This window comes from Mesorhizobium sp. YIM 152430, assembly GCF_029210365.1.
Taxonomy (GTDB): Bacteria; Pseudomonadota; Alphaproteobacteria; order Rhizobiales; family Rhizobiaceae; genus Aliihoeflea.
The window spans coordinates 212321-232238 of the sequence record NZ_JARGES010000015.1; the positions used below are offsets into that span (position 1 = coordinate 212321).

The 19918-nt window shown below is 64.1% G+C and carries 24 protein-coding genes; 12 read left to right on the plus strand and 12 right to left on the minus strand.

Annotation, left to right across the window (positions count from 1 at the left end):
- Positions 1-6 precede the first annotated feature (6 nt).
- A complete protein-coding gene (locus tag PZ895_RS01790; RefSeq protein WP_275837313.1) occupies positions 7-774 on the plus strand; it encodes an aminoglycoside adenylyltransferase domain-containing protein in 768 nt (255 codons plus the stop codon).
- Positions 775-784: 10 nt separating this feature from the next.
- Here PZ895_RS01790 and PZ895_RS01795 read toward each other — a convergent pair whose 3' ends face one another.
- Both PZ895_RS01795 and trxB read right to left on the minus strand, forming a co-directional pair.
- Positions 785-1681: a LysR family transcriptional regulator gene (locus PZ895_RS01795; protein WP_275837314.1), complete on the minus strand. Its 897-nt coding sequence runs from the start codon at positions 1679-1681 to the stop codon at positions 785-787.
- 38 nt (positions 1682-1719) lie between these two features.
- A complete protein-coding gene (gene trxB / locus PZ895_RS01800; protein ID WP_275837315.1) occupies positions 1720-2691 on the minus strand; it encodes a thioredoxin-disulfide reductase in 972 nt (323 codons plus the stop codon).
- A gap of 252 nt (positions 2692-2943) precedes the next feature.
- On the opposite strand from trxB, the gene PZ895_RS01805 reads away from it, so the two are divergent.
- A complete protein-coding gene (locus PZ895_RS01805) occupies positions 2944-3414 on the plus strand; it encodes an Lrp/AsnC family transcriptional regulator (protein ID WP_275837316.1) in 471 nt (156 codons plus the stop codon).
- Between the two features lies 1 nt (position 3415).
- Here the strand turns inward: PZ895_RS01805 and PZ895_RS01810 are convergent, their stop codons facing one another.
- Positions 3416-4219 carry a glycosyltransferase family 25 protein gene (locus PZ895_RS01810; protein ID WP_275837317.1) on the minus strand — a complete coding sequence of 268 codons (804 nt, stop codon included), beginning with the start codon at positions 4217-4219 and terminating at the stop codon, positions 3416-3418.
- A gap of 82 nt (positions 4220-4301) precedes the next feature.
- Here PZ895_RS01810 and PZ895_RS01815 point away from each other — a divergent pair, with 82 nt between their 5' ends.
- Together PZ895_RS01815 and PZ895_RS01820 are read left to right on the plus strand one after the other, a co-directional pair.
- Entirely contained in the window at positions 4302-5249 is a 948-nt protein-coding gene (locus PZ895_RS01815; protein WP_275837318.1) for a hypothetical protein, read from the plus strand.
- Positions 5227-5961, plus strand: coding sequence for a glycosyltransferase (locus PZ895_RS01820; RefSeq protein ID WP_275837319.1), 735 nt, complete (start codon positions 5227-5229; stop codon positions 5959-5961). Before PZ895_RS01815 ends, PZ895_RS01820 begins: the two co-directional genes overlap by 23 nt.
- Here the strand turns inward: PZ895_RS01820 and PZ895_RS01825 are convergent.
- The 3 genes from PZ895_RS01825 to PZ895_RS01835 form a co-directional block, all read right to left on the minus strand.
- Positions 5940-7190: an O-antigen ligase family protein gene (locus tag PZ895_RS01825; protein ID WP_275837320.1), complete on the minus strand. Its 1251-nt coding sequence runs from the start codon at positions 7188-7190 to the stop codon at positions 5940-5942. The genes PZ895_RS01820 and PZ895_RS01825 overlap by 22 nt on opposite strands.
- A gap of 174 nt (positions 7191-7364) precedes the next feature.
- Entirely contained in the window at positions 7365-7838 is a 474-nt protein-coding gene (gene greA / locus PZ895_RS01830; RefSeq protein ID WP_275837321.1) for a transcription elongation factor GreA, read from the minus strand.
- Positions 7839-8011: 173 nt separating this feature from the next.
- Positions 8012-8362 carry a DMT family protein gene (locus PZ895_RS01835; protein WP_275837322.1) on the minus strand — a complete coding sequence of 117 codons (351 nt, stop codon included), beginning with the start codon at positions 8360-8362 and terminating at the stop codon, positions 8012-8014.
- 121 nt (positions 8363-8483) lie between these two features.
- Here PZ895_RS01835 and PZ895_RS01840 point away from each other — a divergent pair, with 121 nt between their 5' ends.
- From PZ895_RS01840 to PZ895_RS01855, 4 genes are all read left to right on the plus strand, one after another.
- A complete protein-coding gene (locus tag PZ895_RS01840; RefSeq protein ID WP_275837323.1) occupies positions 8484-8909 on the plus strand; it encodes a DUF3775 domain-containing protein in 426 nt (141 codons plus the stop codon).
- 68 nt (positions 8910-8977) lie between these two features.
- Positions 8978-9880, plus strand: a complete 903-nt coding sequence (locus PZ895_RS01845) for an extensin family protein (protein ID WP_275837324.1) — start codon at positions 8978-8980, stop codon at positions 9878-9880.
- Between the two features lie 88 nt (positions 9881-9968).
- Entirely contained in the window at positions 9969-10796 is an 828-nt protein-coding gene (locus PZ895_RS01850) for an extensin family protein (protein WP_345803514.1), read from the plus strand.
- Between the two features lie 48 nt (positions 10797-10844).
- Positions 10845-12137, plus strand: a complete 1293-nt coding sequence (locus PZ895_RS01855; protein WP_275837325.1) for a hemolysin family protein — start codon at positions 10845-10847, stop codon at positions 12135-12137.
- On the opposite strand, the gene PZ895_RS01860 is transcribed toward PZ895_RS01855, so the two are convergent.
- Entirely contained in the window at positions 12134-12730 is a 597-nt protein-coding gene (locus tag PZ895_RS01860) for an NAD(P)H-dependent oxidoreductase (protein WP_275837326.1), read from the minus strand. The genes PZ895_RS01855 and PZ895_RS01860 overlap by 4 nt on opposite strands.
- 90 nt (positions 12731-12820) lie before the next feature.
- Here PZ895_RS01860 and PZ895_RS01865 point away from each other — a divergent pair, with 90 nt between their 5' ends.
- Positions 12821-13213 (plus strand): helix-turn-helix domain-containing protein, encoded by a 393-nt coding sequence (locus PZ895_RS01865; RefSeq protein ID WP_275837327.1) that lies wholly within the window; start codon positions 12821-12823, stop codon positions 13211-13213.
- Positions 13214-13244: 31 nt separating this feature from the next.
- Here PZ895_RS01865 and PZ895_RS01870 read toward each other — a convergent pair whose 3' ends face one another.
- Complete coding sequence (locus PZ895_RS01870; protein WP_275837328.1) at positions 13245-13634, minus strand: acyl-CoA thioesterase; 390 nt, start codon at positions 13632-13634, stop codon at positions 13245-13247.
- A 158-nt stretch (positions 13635-13792) separates the two neighbouring features.
- Between PZ895_RS01870 and PZ895_RS01875 the strand changes: the two genes are divergently transcribed.
- The 3 genes from PZ895_RS01875 to PZ895_RS01885 all read left to right on the plus strand — a co-directional run bounded on the left by PZ895_RS01875 (position 13793) and on the right by PZ895_RS01885 (position 17185).
- Positions 13793-15403 carry a GMC family oxidoreductase N-terminal domain-containing protein gene (locus PZ895_RS01875; protein ID WP_275837453.1) on the plus strand — a complete coding sequence of 537 codons (1611 nt, stop codon included), beginning with the start codon at positions 13793-13795 and terminating at the stop codon, positions 15401-15403.
- A 54-nt stretch (positions 15404-15457) separates the two neighbouring features.
- Entirely contained in the window at positions 15458-16675 is a 1218-nt protein-coding gene (locus PZ895_RS01880) for a mandelate racemase/muconate lactonizing enzyme family protein (RefSeq protein ID WP_275837329.1), read from the plus strand.
- A gap of 297 nt (positions 16676-16972) precedes the next feature.
- On the plus strand, positions 16973-17185 hold the full coding sequence (locus PZ895_RS01885; protein WP_275837330.1) for a hypothetical protein: 213 nt from the start codon (positions 16973-16975) through the stop codon (positions 17183-17185).
- On the opposite strand, the gene PZ895_RS01890 is transcribed toward PZ895_RS01885, so the two are convergent.
- The 4 genes from PZ895_RS01890 to PZ895_RS01905 form a co-directional block, all read right to left on the minus strand.
- The gene (locus PZ895_RS01890; RefSeq protein WP_275837331.1) at positions 17182-17757 is read right to left on the minus strand and encodes a transglycosylase SLT domain-containing protein; all 576 of its coding nucleotides are present in this window, start codon (positions 17755-17757) and stop codon (positions 17182-17184) included. The two genes, PZ895_RS01885 and PZ895_RS01890, sit on opposite strands and share 4 nt — an antisense overlap.
- A 163-nt stretch (positions 17758-17920) precedes the next feature.
- Positions 17921-18136, minus strand: a complete 216-nt coding sequence (locus tag PZ895_RS01895) for a hypothetical protein (protein WP_275837332.1) — start codon at positions 18134-18136, stop codon at positions 17921-17923.
- Between the two features lie 189 nt (positions 18137-18325).
- Complete coding sequence (locus PZ895_RS01900) at positions 18326-19237, minus strand: DMT family transporter (RefSeq protein ID WP_275837333.1); 912 nt, start codon at positions 19235-19237, stop codon at positions 18326-18328.
- The gene (locus tag PZ895_RS01905; protein ID WP_275837334.1) at positions 19234-19665 is read right to left on the minus strand and encodes a hypothetical protein; all 432 of its coding nucleotides are present in this window, start codon (positions 19663-19665) and stop codon (positions 19234-19236) included. Before PZ895_RS01905 ends, PZ895_RS01900 begins: the two co-directional genes overlap by 4 nt.
- Positions 19666-19918: the final 253 nt, after the last annotated feature.

Consider the following 19918-nt stretch of genomic DNA (forward strand, 5'->3'; position numbering starts at 1 on the left):
GCGCGCATGGCCAGATCGGATATCCCGCATGAGGCGGTGCAGACGCTCGGCGTCCTGCGGACAGTCTTCGGCGAATCGCTACAGGCCGTCTGGCTGCATGGATCGGCTGTTGAGAAGGGCTTGCGACCCGACAGTGACGTCGACATCCTTGCCGTTGTCGACAAGGCAACGGTCGCGGCCGAGCGCAGGCGTCTGGTCGACGAACTCATGCTGATCTCAGGTCCCCCGCGCGATGAAGGTCCGCGCCCCGTCGAATTGATCGTCGTCCGCCGGGCTGATTTGGCGCCGACCGCCTTCCCCGCGCGCAGCGAGTTCGTCTATGGCGAATGGCTGCGCGAGGACTTCGTCAAGGGTTTCGTGCCCGAATCTCACGCCGATCCTGAGATGACGCTGATCCTCGCGCAGGCGCGCCGCACCGCCCTCGCGCTGTTCGGCACGAACTCTGATGCGCTGCTACCTGACATTTCGCCAGCGGATGTCCGTCGTGCCATGAGCGTCGCCCTTCCCGCCCTGCTGGGCTCCTTGCAGGGCGACGAGCGCAACGTGCTCCTGACCCTGGCGCGCATGTGGTACACGGCTGAAACGGGCAGGTTCGCCTCCAAGGATGACGCGGCCGAATGGGCCGCTGCGCATCTCGACGAAGTCTCGGCCGACCTGCTGGGCTACGTGCGGCGAGCCTATCTGGGCGAGATCGTTGACGACTGGAGCGGGCGCCGGCAGACCGCCGAAAAGGTCGCCGACCTGCTCGCCGGTCGCCTGAAGCCGGCGCTTTGAATGCCGCCCCTCAATAAGCCCAGCTTCTTGCCTTCGCGATCAGAAAGTCCCGAAACACATGCAGCTTCACCTGATTGCGCATGGCGTCGGGGTAGCAGAAATAGGTGTCGAAGGACGGCACTTCGGTTTCCGGCATGAGTTGCACCAGCGGCGAGCCCTGCTCGATCGTGTAATCGGGCAGCATACCGATGCCGGCTCCCTTCTCGATCGCCGCCTTGATCGACAGGATGTTGTTGATCTGGAGGCTTGCAATCCGCTTGGAGCCTTCCGGCTTGCCCGCCGTTTCCAGCCAGTTCATGTCGGCCAGATGCGAGGGCACCGGCTCGCCGAAAGTGACGATGCGGTGCTTGTCGAGATCGGTGATCGAATTCGGCTTGCCGTGCTTGGCGATGTAGGCTGGTGCCGCGAACAGGTGGAAATGGACCGTGAACAGCCGGCGCTGGATCAGGTCGGGTTGCTGCGGCTGGCGCAGCCGGATCGCGCAGTCCGCCTGGCGCAGCGTCAGGTCGAGCTCCTCATTGGCGAGGACGAGCTGGAGCTGGATGTCGGGATAGAGATCGAGGAATTCCTGCACGCGCTCGGTCAGCCAGCCGGAGCCGAGCCCGACCGTCGTCGTCACACGAAGCGCGCCGGACGGCCGGTCGGTCGTCTCGGTGAGCTGCGCCTTCACCTGTTCGAGCTTCATCAGCACGTCGTGCGCGGTGCGATAGAGCATCTCGCCCTGCTCGGTCAGCACAAGCCCGCGCGCGTGGCGATGGAAGAGCGCAACGCCGACATCCTGTTCGAGCGCACTCACCTGCCGCGAGATCGCCGACTGCGACAGGCGCAGCGTCTCGGCGGCATGGGTGAACGACCCGGCCTCCGCCGCCGCGTGAAACACGCGCAATTTATCCCAGTCGAGCGCCATTTTTCCCCTCGTATGATTATGCTCTTTCGGCGCGTAAGTTATTCGGCGGCTTCGCGGTGAACCTCCAGTTCGGCGATGTAGCGTTCGGCTTCGAGCGCCGCCATGCAGCCCATGCCGGCCGCCGTCACCGCCTGGCGGTAGATGTCGTCGGTCACGTCACCCGCCGCGAACACGCCCGGAATGTTGGTGGCGGTCGAATCCGGTGCCGTCCACAGATAGCCGTTCGGCTTCTGCTTGAGCTTTCCGGCGAAAAGCTCGACGGCCGGCGAATGCCCGATCGCGACGAAAATGCCGTCGATCGGCATCTCGCTGATCGCGCCTGTCTTCACATGCCGCAGCTTGAGCCCGGTGACCGAAGGCGGCATCGGCGCCTTCTTTTCGCCGGTGATCTCCTCGACCGCGTGGTCCCAAATCACCTTGACGTTGTCCTTGGCCATCAGCCGGTCGCGCAGGATGCGCTCGGCGCGGAATTCATCGCGCCGGTGGACCACGGTCACCGACTTCGCCAGATGCGAGAGGTAGAGCGCTTCCTCGACCGCCGTATTGCCGCCGCCGACCACCACCACGTCCTTGCCGCGATAGAAGAACCCGTCGCAGGTCGCGCAGGCCGAAACCCCGAAGCCCATATAGGTCTGTTCCGAAGGCAGCCCGAGCCATTTCGCCTGCGCCCCGGTCGCGATGATCAGGGCGTCTGCCGTCCACTCCTGGCCGGAATCGGTGCGCAGACGGAACGGGCGAATGTCGAGATCGACCTCGGTCACCAGATCGCTGACGATTTCCGTGCCGACATGCTCGGCCTGTTTGAGCATTTGCTCCATCAGCCACGGCCCCTGAATCGGGTCGGCGAAGCCGGGATAGTTCTCGACATCGGTCGTGATCATCAACTGCCCGCCCTGCTGCATTCCGGCGATCAGCACCGGCTTCAGCATCGCCCGCGCGGCGTAGATCGCGGCGGTGTAGCCGGCCGGGCCGGAACCGATGATGAGAACAGGTGCGTGACGGCTGCCCATGGCAAGACCCCTCGAAAGAACCGCGCAGTGCCCCGCGCCAAAAACCCAAACGTCGATCTAAGTATGACCATGGGTACCGTGCAAGGCGGCAATGTCATTTCACACAGTTGCGTCGGCATGGTGACAGTGCCCCGCATTTCCCTTTGCGCCAATCCGGCAGAGCGTCGCACGCGCGCCATTGCCAAAAATCGCCATTTGGGTAATTTCCTTTCGTTACCACGAAAGATTCGTGCGCAGCCGAAAGAAACCGCGATGAAAGCCGATCTCGATGCCATCGACTGGAAAATCCTGGCCGAGTTGCAGTCGGACGGGCGGATGACGAATGTCGAACTCTCGCGCCGCGTCGGCATTTCGGCCCCGCCCTGCCTGCGCCGGGTCAAGCGGCTCGAGGATGCAGGCGTCATCCGCGGCTATCGCGCGCTTTTGAACACCCAGGATCTGGGCCTCCACGTCGTCGCCTTCTGCCTCGTCGGGCTCAACCACCAGTCCGAATCCGACCTGAAGGCTTTCGCCGAAAAGACCCGCGCCTGGCCGATCGTGCGCCGCGCCTGGATGGTCTCGGGCGAGAGCGACTTCATGCTCCACTGCGTCGCCAAGGACCTCGCCGCCTTCCAGGCTTTCGTCATCGAGGAACTCACCTCCGCGCCCAATGTCGACACCGTCCGCACCGCGCTGACCATCCGGCAAGTCAAGGACGAGGGCCTCGCGGCGATCGGAGAGTAAATCACCGAAAGGGAATGCGGCCCCAGCGCGTCGGGCCGAACAGCGTCCTCGTCCGCCCCGCGATCGCAATCGCCCCCTTGGAAATGCCCGACACGATCTCGCGCCTGATCTTCGCCAGCGTCCCGAGTTTCCGCCGTGTCGTCAGGCGCTCGTCATAAAGCTGGCTTTGATAGGTCCGCGCCTCGCCCTCGATCCGCTTCAGCTTGCCCAGCTTCAGCCCCTGGATCGCCACCGCCGGGACGAGTTGATGCACCCGCGCGCGCGCGAACGGCTCGCCTTCCGGGTCGAACAGGAAATCGTCCACCTGCCGGTCGATCGCCGCGCTCGCCTCGACCAGCATTCGTGCCGTCGCCGCGTCGAGCGCATAGGCCCCGGCGCCCAGATGCCTGCCCGTCAGCAGATGCACCTCCCGCCCCTCGACATTTGCGACCGGCGCCTTGGCGATCCTGGTCGGCGCGAGATACGTCTCCAGCTTGACGATCCCGGCTTCCTTCGGAAACCAGTCTGCGTTGAGAAAGAACGGAGCGGCGCCCTCGCCGAAAAACACATCGTCCTCCAGCACCACTCCATGGCTCTCGCCGCTTTCGACCAGCACCTGCCAGCAGCGGCGGTGGCTGATGAAGCAGGCGGTCTCGCCCCGGCTCAACCGTCGTCCTTCCAGCGCATTGACGCGGTCGTCGAGACCGAGCCCCTGCCCGTCGGTCGCCGCCAGCCGCGTGAACGCAACCCCGATGCGGCCGAACTCGCGACCCATATGCGCAAGGCGTTCGGGCGCGCGGTCGAGATTGATGACGAGAATCAGCATGAGCCTTCCTAAGTGACCGGCCCCGCAGATGACAAGTCTCGCGCGCCGCGCTAGACAGCGCTCGAAACGCAGCCGAGGCAATGTGAGCGAATCCGTCAGCGCATACCGGTTCAAGCCCGACGACCTCGGCGTCGGCCGCCGCCTGCCCGGCATCAGCATCTTCATGCGCGTGCGCAATGGCGCCGATTTCCTCGAAGTCGCGATCCGCAGCCACGCCGATGCTGTCGACGAGATCGTCGCGGTGCATAACCAGTGCACCGACGGCTCGGACAAGATTCTCCATCGCCTCGCCGCCGAGCTCGGCCCGAAGCTGCGCGTGATCCATTATCCGGGCCGGGTCTTCCCGCCGGGCAGCGAGGGCCATTCGCGCGAGGCGGCGGATTCGCCGGCGAGTTTCGTCAACATGTCGAATTTCGCGTTGGCGCAGACGCGCCACACCGTCGCGATGAAGCTCGACGACGACCATGTCGCGATCGACGACCGCTTCGCCCGCCTCGCCGCCCGCGTCAGTTCGAACGCGTTCCGGCTGAACGAAACGCTCTGCTTTTCCGGCATCAACCTTGCGCGCGATGCAAATGGCACGGTCGGCGTGCCAGCCCACGAACCGCTCGTCGGCACAGGCGATCATTTCCTGTTCGAGGTCCGCCCCGACACCTTCTTTCGCCACGATCCCCGCTTCGAGCATTTCCACCATGCCGATACGCGCGTCTTCGGCGACATCACCTACTGGCACCTGAAATATCTGAAGGCCGGGCTCGGTTTTGCCAATTACGAGATGGACGAGGGCCCCAATCCGCGCTTCGAGCGCAAGAAGAAGCGGCTGATGGAAAACCGCAAGCTCCTGACCGTCGCGGAACTGGCCGCGCGCCAGCCCGCATGGGCGGGGCTTGCGCGCCACCTGCCGCTGCCCGAAAAGACCAGGCTCAAACTGGCGCGGGCCCAGGCCTTGCGCATCGATCCGCCGGCGCTCGACCGCGCTGCCCTTGGATCGGCCCTTGGAGAGACGCATGACGACCACGATCCCCGATAATGTGACGACCGTCCTGACGAGCTGCGGACGCTGGGATTTCCTCGTCGTCTCGCTCGACACCTTCCTCGCGCATCACAGGCCCGGCCGGTTCATCCTCGTCGAGGATTCCGCCGACCACGACTTCGCCACCCGAATCAAGGATCGCTATCCGCAGATCGAGGTGGTTCTGAACGACCCGCGCCTCGGCCAGCACAGGGCGATCGACCGCGTCTATGCGATGATCGACACGCCCTACATCCTGCATCTGGAAGACGACTGGCACTTTCTCGGCGAAATGGACATCGCGGACGGCATCCGGGTGCTGGAATCCGACCCGGCCGGCATCACCGCCGTCTGCTTCGCCCGCTTCACCGGCCTCAAGAAGCGCCAGCGCATCTTCGGCCGGAAGGTCGATCACGACGGCCGTCCCTACATGCATATGGGCCGCTCGCACCGCGAATGGCACGGCTTTTCCTTCTATCCGAGCGTGCTGCGCAAGGATTTGTGGGAAGAACACGGCCCCTATGCGAAGTTCCAGAACGAACGCGCCATCTCGAAGCACATGAAGGCGGCCGGCAAGGAAATGATCTACCGGTTGCCCGGCGTCGGCGTCCATGTCGGTTCCGGCAAGAGCGTCTACGACCCTGCCCGCGCCAACGAGAAACGCCGCGTCACCGGCGCCTTCTGGTCCCGCCTCTTCGGCCGCAAGCGTTACTTCTTCGACAAGGGCTGAGACAGGTTCCCGGATTCGGAACGTCGAAAGATCAGAAAATTTGCGGTTGCCGACCCGAAAATGAAAAGCGTGTCCATGATGTCATGATTTAGCATGATGTTGGACATGCCGCTTGTAACGAATGTCGCATGGATCGACAGCAGCATGGCGAAGCCGAAATTCGCCGCTTCGTCGCGTTGTCGGCGCATTGCCAGCCAAAGCGGGACCAGAATCATTGCAAGCATTGCAACGACGCCAATGAGCCCTGATTGAACGGCCGCGGTGACGATGAAATTGTGAAAGTGGGAGTAGCCCACCTCGGTCCCGGTGAGTTGCAGTACACGCTCCGCCATAAGGGCCGGTATATTGTTGGAACCATGCCCGATCAGCGGCTTGTCGCTCCACAGATCGAGCCCCGCTTCCCATATCAGGAGCCTTTGACCGATCGAGTTCTGGTAGTCGCTGTACTGGGTGATGCGTTCATGATCATGAGCAACTTCCATCACACGCTGGGAAACTCTGTCGTAAGACAAGGCCACCATGCCCGCGATCAGGATCACGCCGGCGATCATGGCTCGAAAGGATACGCTCGGGGCATGGTTTCGGCTGCGCGTGAACACGGCAATCATCGGTCCGATCAGGATGACCGGCCAGAGCCCCCGCATACCCGACAGCAAGAGCGCGCCTGCCGCGCAGCCCGCGGCCGCGATGGCCAGCGCCTGCGTCCAGCCGTGGCGCCGCGCCGCCGTGATCACGCACAGGCAATAGAGCAGCGCTGAGATCGACGCGAACGGCCCCGAATTGCCCGCCCCGCCCGAGGCCCGGTAGTCCCCCAGATAGACGACTTCGAACGCTGCGAAAATGAAAGTTGCAAGCGACCCTGAAACGGCACCCCATTGGACCGCTGCCGCAATGTCTTCTCGCCTGCATTTGCACAGCGACGCGTAGAACAGCGAGAATCCCAGGAAGGGCAGGTATTCGACGATCTTGACCAGCGATCTGGGGTGCGAATAATTGACCAGTTCCGCCATGGTGAGGGCGGCGAAATAGGCTGCGAAGGCGGCAGCCACCAGCCGCACCTCGAATTCCAGATCGAGAGCAAGCCGTCCTCTTGAAAGTTCAACGAGGTTCCAAAGCAGCGCGCCGGCCAAAAGCACCGTTATCGTGCTTCCAATGACGCCGCCCCAGCCGATGATGACCAGGGTGAACAGCCAGTTCGTCGCCGGATAGGTCGGCCGCCGAACTGCCAAGGTCATGTGGTCGTGGCCGCGAACCGGACCGGTGCGACCACAACCTGCGCAATGCCGTTCATGCTGTCCTGCTCCGATTTCAGGTCTGCTGACGGGCGAGCACGCCGGCTCGCCGCATTCCAGTGTATCCGCCGAACTCACGCACGCCGCGATGAAGCCGGCGCAAAGGCAAGGTCAAGCCCAGCGCAGTTCCACGATCTCGTATCCCCGCGCGCCGCCCGGCGCGTTGACCTCGATCTCGTCGCCTACGCCCTTGCCGATCAGCGCGCGCGCGATCGGTGAGGAGATGGAGATGCGGCCGGCCTTCACGTCGGCTTCCTGGTCGCCGACGATCTGGTAGGTCTTTTCCTCCTCGGTGTCCTCGTCGACGAGGACCACCGTGGCGCCGAACTTGATCGTGTCGCCCGACAGCTTCGACACGTCGATCACTTCGGCGCGCGCGGTCAGGTCTTCCAGTTCGTTGATGCGGCCCTCATTGAGGCTTTGCGCTTCCTTGGCTGAATGATACTCGGCATTTTCCGAGAGGTCGCCATGGGCGCGCGCTTCGGAGATCGCCTCGATGATGCGCGGCCGCTCTTCCTGCTGGCGCCAGCGCAACTCTTCCTTCAGCGTTTCGAAACCGGGGCCGGTCATCGGGACCTTGTTCATTTCATTCGACCTTTCGTCGTAATTCCTGTCGTTTCGTCTTCTTTCTCGACGGCGGGGATAACGCAAAAGGACGGCCCGGCAGCCTCGGCTAACGAACCGTCCAAATCCCTGATCCCGACAATATAGCAATCGATTGCCGATTTTCACGCAAATTCTGTCCTCTTCCCACCCGATCACGAACGAAAGATGATGGCGGCGCCCGCGGCGATCAGAACGAAGCCGGCGACATGGTTCAAGGTGATCGCTTCCTTGAGATAGAAGACCGAGAACAATACGAAGACCGAAAGCGTGATGACTTCCTGCATCGTCTTCAACTGGGCGGCGGAATAGGCTTCGTGTCCGATCCTGTTCGCCGGAACGGCGAGCCAGTATTCGAAGAAGGCGATGAACCAGGAAATCATCACCACCGCATAGAGCGGCGCGGCCTTGAACTTCAGGTGGCCATACCAAGCGAACGTCATGAAGACGTTCGAGGCGACGAGCAGCAGGATCGGCAGGACCTTTGCGGAGAGGATGGGGAGCATCGAAGGAGAACCGGTTGCGGGATCGCCTGCTTTCCGCCTGATCCCGTCATCTGTCAATTCCCGTCTTGTGGCACCCGTCCGTGATGCTGCTATAGTGCGTTTCATGTCTGGGAGAGCGAATGTGCAGCAGCGCTTGCAGCCTGAATTCGATCTGACGATCGATCCTGAAACGGTGCGCCAGTTCGTTCTCAAGGCGCGCGCCATCTCGGCCGCCCTCAACGACGACTACGACGCCGGCCACGAGCACGAGATCGAGATCGACGACCAGTCCCGCGACCGCCATGCCCATGACGGGCTGGCCGAGGAGGAGGAGCAGAATCTCACCGCCTCGGAACTGCGCGCCCTGATCGAGGATCTGAATGTGGACGAGGCCGCTGATCTCCTGGCCATCATGTTCATCGGCCGTGGCGATTTCGATGCGCGCGAATGGGATCAGGCGGTGGCCGAGGCGCGGCCGCGCGTCAACAAGCGCGTCTCGACCTATCTCCTCGGAATGCCGATGCTTGGCGAATGGCTCGAAGAGGGGCTCGAGAAGATCGGCGCCTGAATAAAGCGCGACACCAAAATTGAGGGGCAGCGCGGCATCGCTCGCCAAGCGGGGGCGTTGTTCATCCGATGCGCCCTTTTTTGATCCCCTCCCTGTCGGTCCTGCTTCTCCTGTCCGCCGCAGCGTTTTCGCAAGATGGCGGCGAGGTCGACTTGCCCGACGCGGCTCCCGTTCCGCAGGAATTGCCCGAAGGCGGGCGCGGGCCGGATGCACCGCCAGGCCGGCAAGTGGAGAGTGCCGCCGAAACGGCGGGCACGCAGCAGGAGAGCGGAGAGACCATGGACGAACCGCAGGAACTGCCCGAAACGCAAGCCGCGCCCCTGCCCTCGCCCCGTCCCGACGCGCTTGGGAACCCGGAGCCGGAGAGCAGGGCTGCCGATGAGGCGCCCGCCAGGAAACCCAGCCCGACCCGGCAATCGACCGCAATGCCCTCCGATGAAATCGCCTGCCGCGCCCGCCTTCGCGAACTCGGCGTCGCCTTTGAGGAACATCCGCCGCAATCCGAACCTGAAGGCTGCGAGATCGCCCACCCGCTCACCGTCTCCTCGCTGGGTGGCGGCGTCGCGCTGGAACCGGGAGGGATCATGAACTGCGCCATCGCAGAGGCCAATGCCCGCTTCGTGCGCGATCAGGCGCAGCAGCAGGCGACGCGCCATCTGTCCTCGCGCATCAAGGCGGTCAACCAGGTCTCCGCCTATGTCTGCCGTCCGCGCCACGGCACACGCAAGCTGTCCGAACATGCCTTCGGCAACGCGCTCGACTGGGGCGCGGTGGTCCTCGAGGATGACCGCCGCCTCGACGTGCGCGCCTATCGGCGCGGCTCGCCCGAAGCGACATTCTTCGCCGCCATCCGCAGGGCTGCCTGCGGGCCGTTCACCACCGTTCTCGGCCCCGGCAGCGATGCCGATCACGCCGATCATCTCCATTTCGATTTGGCGGAACGCGCCAACGGCTCGACCTATTGCCGGTGATCATGGGCCGTTAACCTCGCGGGCCAGACTTCATTTACCCTTTTTGCCTAACCTGCCTGCGACGGGACAGGAAGACGGGTTCAGTATCATGCGTAAAGCGTTCGGCGCGTATTTGCCGGGCAAGGTCCGCACCGTTGCGAGTGTTTTCGCGATTGCGGCAGGGGCCATTGCCTTCACTTCCTGTTCCGTCATCGACGTCATGTCGCCGGAGCCGCGCGCCGATGTCGGCTACACCTCGTCGATCGCATCCGTCACGCCGCGCGCCCCCGTCGCCTCCTCGTCGGGAATGCAGCGTCTCGTGCCGTCCAACCCGATGATGGTCGGCTATCCGCGCCTCAACCAGCCCTCCGCGCCGCAGGGCATGACGATGCCGGCCGCAGAAGCCCAGTGCAGGCAGCAATTGCGCCGCATGGGCGTCACCTATCGCGATCTCGCACCGATCAATGATGGCGGGTCTTGCCGCATCGACCATCCGATCCAGGTCTCGAGCCTCGCCGGCAACATCAGGATGCAGCCGGCTGCCACGCTCAACTGCCAGATGGCGCTCGCCTTCGCGAGTTGGACCCGCAACGAACTCGCGCCCTCGGCCCGCTGGCGGTATCTGTCCGGCGTCAAGACCATCCATCAGGGGTCGAGCTATTCGTGCCGCCGCATCGCCGGCACCAATACGGCGTCCGAACATTCCAAGGGCAACGCGCTCGACGTCATGCGCATCGAACTCAACAACGGCCGCGACATCGACGTGCGCAAGCCCGGCTGGTTCGCCTTCCGCGAGAAGAGCCTGTTGACGAACGTGCGCCGCGGCGGCTGTTCCTACTTCACCACGGTCCTCGGCCCCGGCTACAACGCCGCCCATGCCGACCATTTCCATTTCGACTTGAAGGGCCGGCGCAACGGCTACGTCGCCTGCCGCTGATTTTGCCTCTCGCGCCGGGGCGCGCGCTTTGGTAGTGAGCAGGACATCATGCTCACAATCGAAATCGCGATCGTCGTCGTCCTCATCTGCGTCAACGGCGTTCTGGCCATGTCTGAACTCGCCGTGGTGTCGTCCCGGCCCGCCCGCCTGAAGGCAATGGCGGAAGAGAACGTCTCCGGTGCCCGGAGCGCCATTCGCCTCGCCTCGGATCCCGGCCGTTTCCTCTCAACCGTGCAGATCGGCATCACGCTGGTCGGCGTCCTGTCGGGCGCCTTTTCCGGCGCCACGCTGGGTCTTCGCCTGTCGGCCTGGCTTTTGGACGCCGGCTTGCCCGCCTCCGCGGCCAACCCGCTCGGCGTCGGCATCGTCGTCGCGCTCATCACCTACGGCTCGCTCATCATCGGCGAACTCGTTCCCAAGCAGATCGCGCTGAAGAACCCCGAGCGGGTGGCCGTCAGGGTCGCGCCCATGATGAAGCTCCTATCCCGCATCGCGCTGCCGCTGGTTTGGCTGCTCGACGTGTCGGGAAAGGCGGTGCTGAAGCTGCTCGGTCAGGATTCGCAGGACAGCCGGAAGGTTACCGACGAGGAGATCGCCGCGCTGATGGCGGAGGCCGAAAGCTCCGGCGTCATCGAGACCGACGAGCGCCGCATGATCGCCGGCGTCATGCGCCTTGCCGACCGCTCGGTGCGCTCGATCATGACACCGCGCCTCGATGTCGACTGGCTCGATGTCGACGCCGCGAAGGAAATCGTCCGCCGCAAGCTGATCGAAACCCAGCATTCGCACCTGCCCGTCGCCGAGAACGGCATCGACGGGATGCTCGGCATCGTGCGCACCCGCGACGTTCTCTCGCATCTGCTGTCGGGCAGGGAAATCGACCTGCGCGCGGTCGTCAAGGACGTGCCCATCGTCCACGACTATACCGACGCGCTCGATGTGCTCGCTACATTGCGCATGGCGGACATCCCGATGGCGCTGGTCCATGACGAGTATGGAAACTTCGAGGGCCTGGTCACGCCGACCGATATTCTGGAGGCGATCGCGGGCGTTTTCCGCTTCGATTCGGCTGAGGACGAGCCCATGTCCGTCGCCCGCGATGACGGATCATGGCTTTTGTCGGGCTGGATGCCGGCAGACGACATGGCCGAGACACTGGGCTTGAAACTGCCCAATCGCCGCTCCTACGAGACGGTGGCCGGCTTCGTTCTGTCACATCTCAACCGACTGCCCGAAACCGGCGAGAAGGTCGAAGCGCTCGGCTGGCGCTTCGAGGTGGTCGACATGGACGGGCGACGAATCGACAAGGTCATCGCCGCCCGCATCCTGTCGGAGCCTTAAGCCGCCTTCGCCTGCCTTTCGTCGGCGTCACGCGCGGCCTTAAGCGCGCTGGCCAGCCAGGCGAGTTGGTCGAACATGCCCTTGGCTCCGTCATTTAGGAAGCCGAACTCCGCAAGGCTCTTGCCTTCCTTGGCCTCGACCATCACCGGCCACATGATGTGAACGGCGGTCTTGACCGGCACGAGCTGGAGTTCCACCGCGATCAGGCGAAGCTGTTCCACCGCACGCGCGCCGCCGACGCCGCCATAGCCGACGAAGGCCGCAGGCTTGTTGGTCCATCCTGCCGCGGCATAGTCGAGCGCGTTCTTCAGGACGGCGGTCGGCCCGTGATTGTATTCGGCGGCGGTGAAGATGAAGCCGTCGAATTCGGCGATCTTATCCTGCCACTTGCGCGCGACCTCGTTCTTCGAGGGTGCCCAGGCGGGCGAGACTTCCTCGTCGAAGAGCGGCATCGGATAGTCGCGCAGATCGACCACCTCGAAGGTCATGTCCGGGCGCGCATCGCCCAGTTCCTTGATCCATGCGGCCGGTTTGTCGGCAAACCGGCCGGGCCGGGTCGATCCGATGACGATTGCAATCTTGGGGTTGGCCATGAGAAACTCCTGTTTTAAGGAAACTTGGTATCCTTTTGATACTGACACTACATAAGTGACCGATCCTGAGTTTCACAAGGAGGCACTTCATTGACACTCAGTCACCTGCACGAGACCGATACGTGCCGCGCCGTCAGCGGCATCCTGTCGCGCGTCGGCGACAAGTGGACGGTGCTCGTGATCGAAACGCTGGGCGACGGCCCGCACCGCTTTTCCGAACTGCGGCGGACGCTCGGCTCGATTTCGCAGAAGATGCTGACGACCACGTTGCGCGGGCTGGAGCGCGACGGTTTCGTCACCCGCACCATCTACCCGACCATTCCGCCGCGCGTGGATTACGAATTGACGCCGCTTGGCCGCGACCTGCTCGTGCCGGTCCGCGCACTCGGCGAATGGGCGCGCGACAATCGCGGCAAGGTGGAGGCGGCGCGTTCGGCCTTCGATGCCGCCAATCCGGAAATCAGGCGGATTTCAGCGGCTTGAGCCGTTTCGCGGAATCAGCCTGCGAAGAACTTCACTCGGCCGGAACGGCTTTCGGTTTGCCGTCGGTGTCGAGCGCCACCATGACGAAATCGGCATGGGTGACCCGCTCCATCAGATCCGACAGATAGCGCTGCGCCCAGGCTTCGACGCGCAAGGTCATCGACGAGCGGCCGACCTTGGTGATGTCGATATAGATGCACAGCGTATCGCCCACCTTCATCGGCTTGGCGAAGGACATCTCCTTGACCGCCGCCGTGACAACGCGGCCCTTGGCGCGTTCGGCGGCGCGAATGCCGCAGGCCAGATCCATCTGCGCCATCACCCAGCCGCCGAAGATGTCGCCGGCGGCGTTCGCATCGGCGGGCATGGCGAGCGTTCGCAGCGTGAGTTCTCCGACCGGGTTGACGTCGCTGCGATTCATGTCGGCTTCCCCTGCAATCCGAAACTGATGTCGTATTCCCGTAACCCCCGGTCGGAAAATCCACAAGCCATGCCGGATGGGGTTGCGCCCGCCCCGCCCGCTCCGGCTAAGCTTCGGGCTTCATCCGGCGAGGCTCACACATTCCCTCCTCCGCGCACATCTGTGATTTCGTCATCGTCGGCTCCGGCTCGGCCGGTTCGGTCGTCGCCGAGCGCCTGTCCGCTTCCGGCCGGCATTCGGTTCTGGTGCTGGAGGCCGGCGGATCGGACCGGCGCTTCTTCGTCCAGATGCCGCTCGGCTACGGCAAGACCTTCTTCGACCCGCGCGTCAACTGGAACTATCGCGCCGAGCCCGATCCCGGCCTCGCCGGCAATGCCGACCACTGGCCGCGCGGCAGGATTCTCGGCGGATCGAGTTCGATCAACGCCATGGTCTGGATCAGGGGCCATTCGTCCGATTTCGATGAATGGCGCGACGCGGGCAATGCCGGCTGGGGCTATGACGACGTCCTGCCGATCTTCAAAAAGATCGAGGACAACGAGGCGGGCGAGGACGCCTTTCGCGGCCGCGGCGGCCCGATCCACGTCACCGACCTCACCCGTCATGTCCACCCTTTGACCAGAAGCTACCTGGCCGCCGGCCGGGAACTCGGTCTTCCCATCAACCCGGATTTCAACGGCGAGGCCCAGGAAGGCATCGGCATCTACCAGATCACCACGCGCGACGGGCGCCGCATGTCCGCCGCGCGCGCCTTCCTGCGCCCCGCCATGAAGCGCCCGAACCTGCGCGTCGAGACGAACGCGCTCGCGACCCGCATCCTCTTCGAAGGCTCCCGCGCGATCGGCGTCGAATATCTCAAGAACGGCCGCAGGCAGGAGGTCCGCGCCGGTCGCGAGGTCATCGTCGCCGGCGGTTCGGTCAACTCGCCGCAACTGCTGCAACTCTCCGGGATCGGCCCCGCCGATCACCTCCACGCGCTCGGCATCGAAGTAAGGCAGGACTCCCGCCATGTCGGCCGCAACCTTCAGGACCATCAGGGCATCAACTACACGTTCAAGGCACGCGAAAAGACGCTCAACCAGTTGCTGCGGCCATGGTGGGGCAAGATGCTCGCCGGCTCGCGCTATCTGCTGATGCGCGACGGACCGCTGGCGATGTCGATGAACCAGGGCGGCGGCTTCTTCCGCACGCGCCCGGACCTCGACCGGCCGAACATGCAGCTCTATTTCCAGGCGTTCTCCACCGTCCTGCCGCGCCCCGGCGAACGCCCGATCCTTTCGCCCGATCCATGGCCCGGCTTTTCCATCGGCCTGTCCAACTGCCGCCCGACCAGCCGCGGCGAAATCATGATCCGCTCCGCCGACCCGACAGAGCATCCGAAGATCGTCGTCAATGCCTTCTCGACCGACCACGACGTCGAGGAGATGCTGGAAGCGGTCAAATTCCTGCGCCGCCTCGCCGGAACCGAGGCGATGCGCGGGCTGATCGCGGAAGAAGTCCTTCCCGGACCCTTTGTCCGGGACGACGATGCGCTCATCGAGGACTTCCGTCGCCGCTCCGGCACGGTCTATCATCCCGTCTCGACCTGTCGCATGGGCCCCGACCCTTCCACCTCCGTCGTCTCCCCGCGTCTCAAGGTCCACGGCATCGAAGCCCTGCGCGTCATCGACGCCTCGATTTTTCCGAGCGTCGTCGGAGGCAATACGAATGCGGCGGCGATCATGACGGGCTGGAAAGGCGCGGAGATGGTGCTGGAGGGTTTGGGATGACGTCGAGGCTTACCCCACTCCGTCGCCACCGCCTTACCGATCAAAGGACCGACCATGAAAATCACCGACGTCAAGACCTGGGTCGTAGGCAACCCGCCGCCTCACATCGGCGGCCGCTACTTCATCTTCGTCCGCCTCACGACCGATAGCGGCGTCAAGGGCTATGGCGAGGCATACAACGCCACCTTCGGCCCGCACCTCACCGCGAAGATGATCGAGGATGTCGCCGCGCGCTACCTCATCGGCACCGACCCGCACGACATCGAGAATTTCTTCCGCCGCGCCTATTCGTCCGGTTTTTCGCAGCGTCCCGACATTTCGATGATGGGCTGCGTGTCGGCGCTTGAAATGGCCTGCTGGGACATCGTCGGCAAGGAAGCCGGCAAGCCGGTCTACAAGCTCCTCGGCGGGCAGGTCCACGAGCGCCTGCGCTCCTACACCTATCTTTATCCCCAGACCGGCAGCGTCTATCCGAACGAAGCCGACAACGCCGACCGCAACGTCTACAACGACCCCGACCTCGCCGCCGAATGCGCGCTTCAATATGTCAGCCAGGGCTTCAACGCCGTAAAGCTCGACCCCGCCGGCCCCTACACTGCCTTCGACGGCCACCAGCCGCGCCTCGTCGACATCGACCTGTCCGCGCGCATGATGAAGGCGATCCGCGAGGCGGTCGGCACGCGCGCCGACATATTGTTCGGCACGCACGGCCAGTTCACCGCCTCCGGCGCGCGCCGCATGGCCCGCGCGATCGAGCCCTATGATCCGCTCTGGTTCGAGGAGCCAGTCCCGCCCGACATGCCGGAAGTCATGGCCGAGGTCGCGCGCTCGACCTCTATCCCGATCGCGACCGGCGAGCGGCTGACGACCAAGTGGGAGTTCGCGCGCGTCATCGAGCAGCGCGCCGCCTCGATCCTCCAGCCCGACCTCGGCCGCTCCGGCGGCATTCTGGAGACGAAGAAGATCGCGGCGATGGCCGAGGCGTATCACATCCAGATCGCCCCGCACTGCTATTGCGGCCCGATCGTCGGCGCCGCCAACATCCAGCTTGCCGCGACCCTGCCGAATTTCCTGATCCTGGAGTCCATCCGAACCTGGGACGGCTTTCATGCCGAGCTTCTGACGAAGAAGATCGACTGGGAGGACGGATGGGTCATCCCATCCAGAGAGCCAGGGCTTGGGGTCGAAGTGAACGAGGCCATGGCGGATGCGCATCCGTGGAACGGGGCGTCTCTCCATCTTGCCATGGAGCCGCATCCGCTCTTCCCCTGACGCCCGATTTTTCAATCACCTGAGAGCCTTGTTGGAATCACTGCGGCAGAACCCCGGCCGATCACGTCAGGCTCACAGAAAAATGTGATTCGCCAAAATATGGGCGCCGTGCAAATTTCCCCAAGGTCAAGGGAAATCGGTCGAAAGCTCGCGCAATCATTTCATCGCGGCAACAAGAGTGATGGCCGGCGCCTCTTTATTTTCGAATGCCTGCACTACCATAATTTATGGCCAGCGCCAGATCTGGCCCGAGTTCAGGATGCGTGGCTGCGTCCTGACGAGACACGGGAGGCCACGATGACTGTCAGTGCTTTGCGGGCCCGTTCCGGGCAAACGGATTTGCAGGACGACAACCGGTTGCGCGACGCGATCGATGCGGTATTCGAGGAACTTGGGCTTTCCGACGAGAAAGCCCCTCGCCGTGCCACCATCGAGGCCCGGATGCGCGACGCATACCGGCGCGGCCCGCGTCACAACCTCAACCTCGTCGACGCCGGTCTGCGGGCCTAGCATCCGCGCAGTTGGGCGGCGTAGTTGTTCGCCATGGTCGTCGCGCGCTGGGCCGCGCGCTGGACGCCGGCATTTCCGCGCCATGACCCGCGGGCATAGCCCGCATGTCCCGAGTAATAGGCAAGATAGAGATTGTAGGCGTCGGTCTTGGCGATGCCGTTCGTGCGACTGCTGGTGTCGTGATACCAGCCGACGAAGTGGATGGCGTCGCCGAAATTGGTCCGCCGCGCCGCAAAACGCCCCGTCTCCCGCTGGTAGCGCTCCCACGTCCCGTCCAGCGCCTGCGAATAGCCATAGGCGGTCGAGGGCCGCTTCCACGGAATGACGCCGAAAAGCCTCGTGCGCGGCGGGCGGGCGCGCGGTTCGAAATTCGATTCCGTATAGATCGTCGCCATCAGGATCGGCACCGGCACGCCATATTCGCGCTCCACGCGCTGCGCGTCACGCCGCCAGTTTTCGAAGAACCCGCTTCGCTGCGCGAAGATCGAGCATGAATTGGTGGTGTTCTTGGGAGCCGAGGCGCAGGCAGACAAGCTCAGCGCCACGAGAACGGCGACCAACACGATACGCATCGCAAATCCTCTCGTCTTGAGAAGATTGCTAAACAGTAAACCTTAACAGACGGTTTTGATTCAGCTTTTAGCTGATGCCCGGATATGTTTCGCCCTTCAAAGACGCGCCAGATGTGCCGCGTTGGAGGCCGCCATGTCCAGTCGCTCCGCGCCGGATGTTTCCTCAACTCCGTCCGATCGCGTCCATGCACCGCCGCATCGAGAACCCTTCCACCTTGCGCGTATTGCCGAGCAGGACCGTCAGCCGCTCATAGCCCTGGCATCGTGCCGTGATATCCCCGGCGCGCGCCTGATCGATGGGACGCATGACGACCAGGGCGACGATGAAGGCGGCCAAGGTGGAAACGAAAAGGGCGGAGAGAATCGAGCGGAACTTCATCAAATCGGTCGTCCATGTTCGGGCAATCTGTCTCGGCGGCAAAACGGTCCGTTTCATGGACGGTTCGATCACATCCTCATATCCGGCCATCATGGTTAATCGCTCTCTCGCCGCATCGATGTCGCGGATGCCTGATCAGCTTTCTCCTGGGCATGATGTTGTCCGAAAACCGGTTCCCACTTTTCGGCATCATGCCTCCGATGGCCGCGGCTGCGCCAGGCTGCGCTCGCGAAACAGGATGTAGAGCCCGGCGGCCATGGTGATGGCGATACCGATGGCGGCGAGGCCGTTGGGCAGGTCGGCGAAGATCAGCCAGCCGATGAAGGTGGCGAAGGGGATTTCCAGATATTGCACCGGCGCGACGGTGGCGGACGGCGCAAAGCGCAGCGACCACGTCATCAGGAGATGGCCGCAGGTGCCCAGCACGCCGATGGCGATGAGCAGCCAGGTCTCGGTCGCATTCGGCGTGACGATGCCGAAAAACGTGTCCGTCCGTCCCCATGACAGCGCGAGGATCAGCACCAGCACCGGCGTGCCGATGAAGCCGGAAATGGTCTGCAAGGCGAGCGGATCGCATTCCTTGGCGATCTGCCGCGAGACGAGCATGTAGAAGGCGAAGGTGAAGGCGACGACGATCGGCAGGAAGGCCGGCCAGCCGACTTCGGCAAAGCTCGGCTGCACGACGAGGAGCGTGCCGATGAAACCGACCGCGCAGGCGGCGATGCGGCGCGGGCCGACCTCTTCGCCGAGGATCGTGGCGCCGAGCACCAGCATGATGAACGGCATGACGAAGGCGATGGCGACGGCATCGGCCAGGGGCAGATAGCGCAGCGAGGTGAACATCGCGCCGATGCCGACGATGTGGAGCGCGGTGCGCAGGAAGGTCATGCGCAGCACATAGGGGCTCATGCGCAGCGAAATGCCGGTGGCGAAGATGATCGGCAATAGGATGACGGCCTGGATGGCGAAGCGCACGGCCAGAAGCTGCACCAGCGGGATCGTGTCGCCGAGGATCTTCGCCGTCGCATCGCCGAGCGGCGCGATGGCGCAAAAGCCGATCATCAGGAGGATGCCGAGCATCGGCCGGTCGTGGTGGGTCATCCCTTCCGCTTAGCCGCCCGCCTTCCCCGCGACAATGGCGCAGCGTTCGTTTCGGCACCGGACCAGCGGGCAAGCGCCGCCGCCTCGCGCGCGGCGCGGGCGCATTGCGCGCGCCAGGCGATCAGGATGCCGAGCACCATGGCCTGGAAGTCGCGCTCGGTTTCCGCGCAGAACTGCGCCCCGCAGGCCGCGCCCGCCTCGATGTCGCTCGCGCGGCAGGAGTTCGCGCGCCGACAAGCGGCGCGCGGGCAAAAATGCGGCAGACCGGCCATGCCGGATTTGAGCCGGAACGCGGTGAGGATTTCGGCCTCGGGATAGGGCGGCGCAGCGACGAGCGCGCCGATCCCCTCGCACAACACGCCGACATGACGGGCAATGCGCACCTCGCGCGGCTCCCAGCTATTCGAGTCGTAAGGCTCTTCCTGCATTTCTCTCTCCTCGGCTGGATTTTGGGCGTGCGAAGGCGGCCGCGCCCTTTAGCCGGGAGCGGGATGGGTCGGGAAACGGGCGGCCGTCCGGTTCGCCAGTTCTTTTTGTTGTATTGCGACCCGAACGGCCGTCCGTCGGTGGCTGTCACGCTCTCGGCCGGTCACAGACGATCCCTTTAGGGACGCCCGCGGCTTTTCCCGCATGGCTCGGATTGCGCTTGACGCGCGCGCCTCACCACGCCGGCCTGTTCCG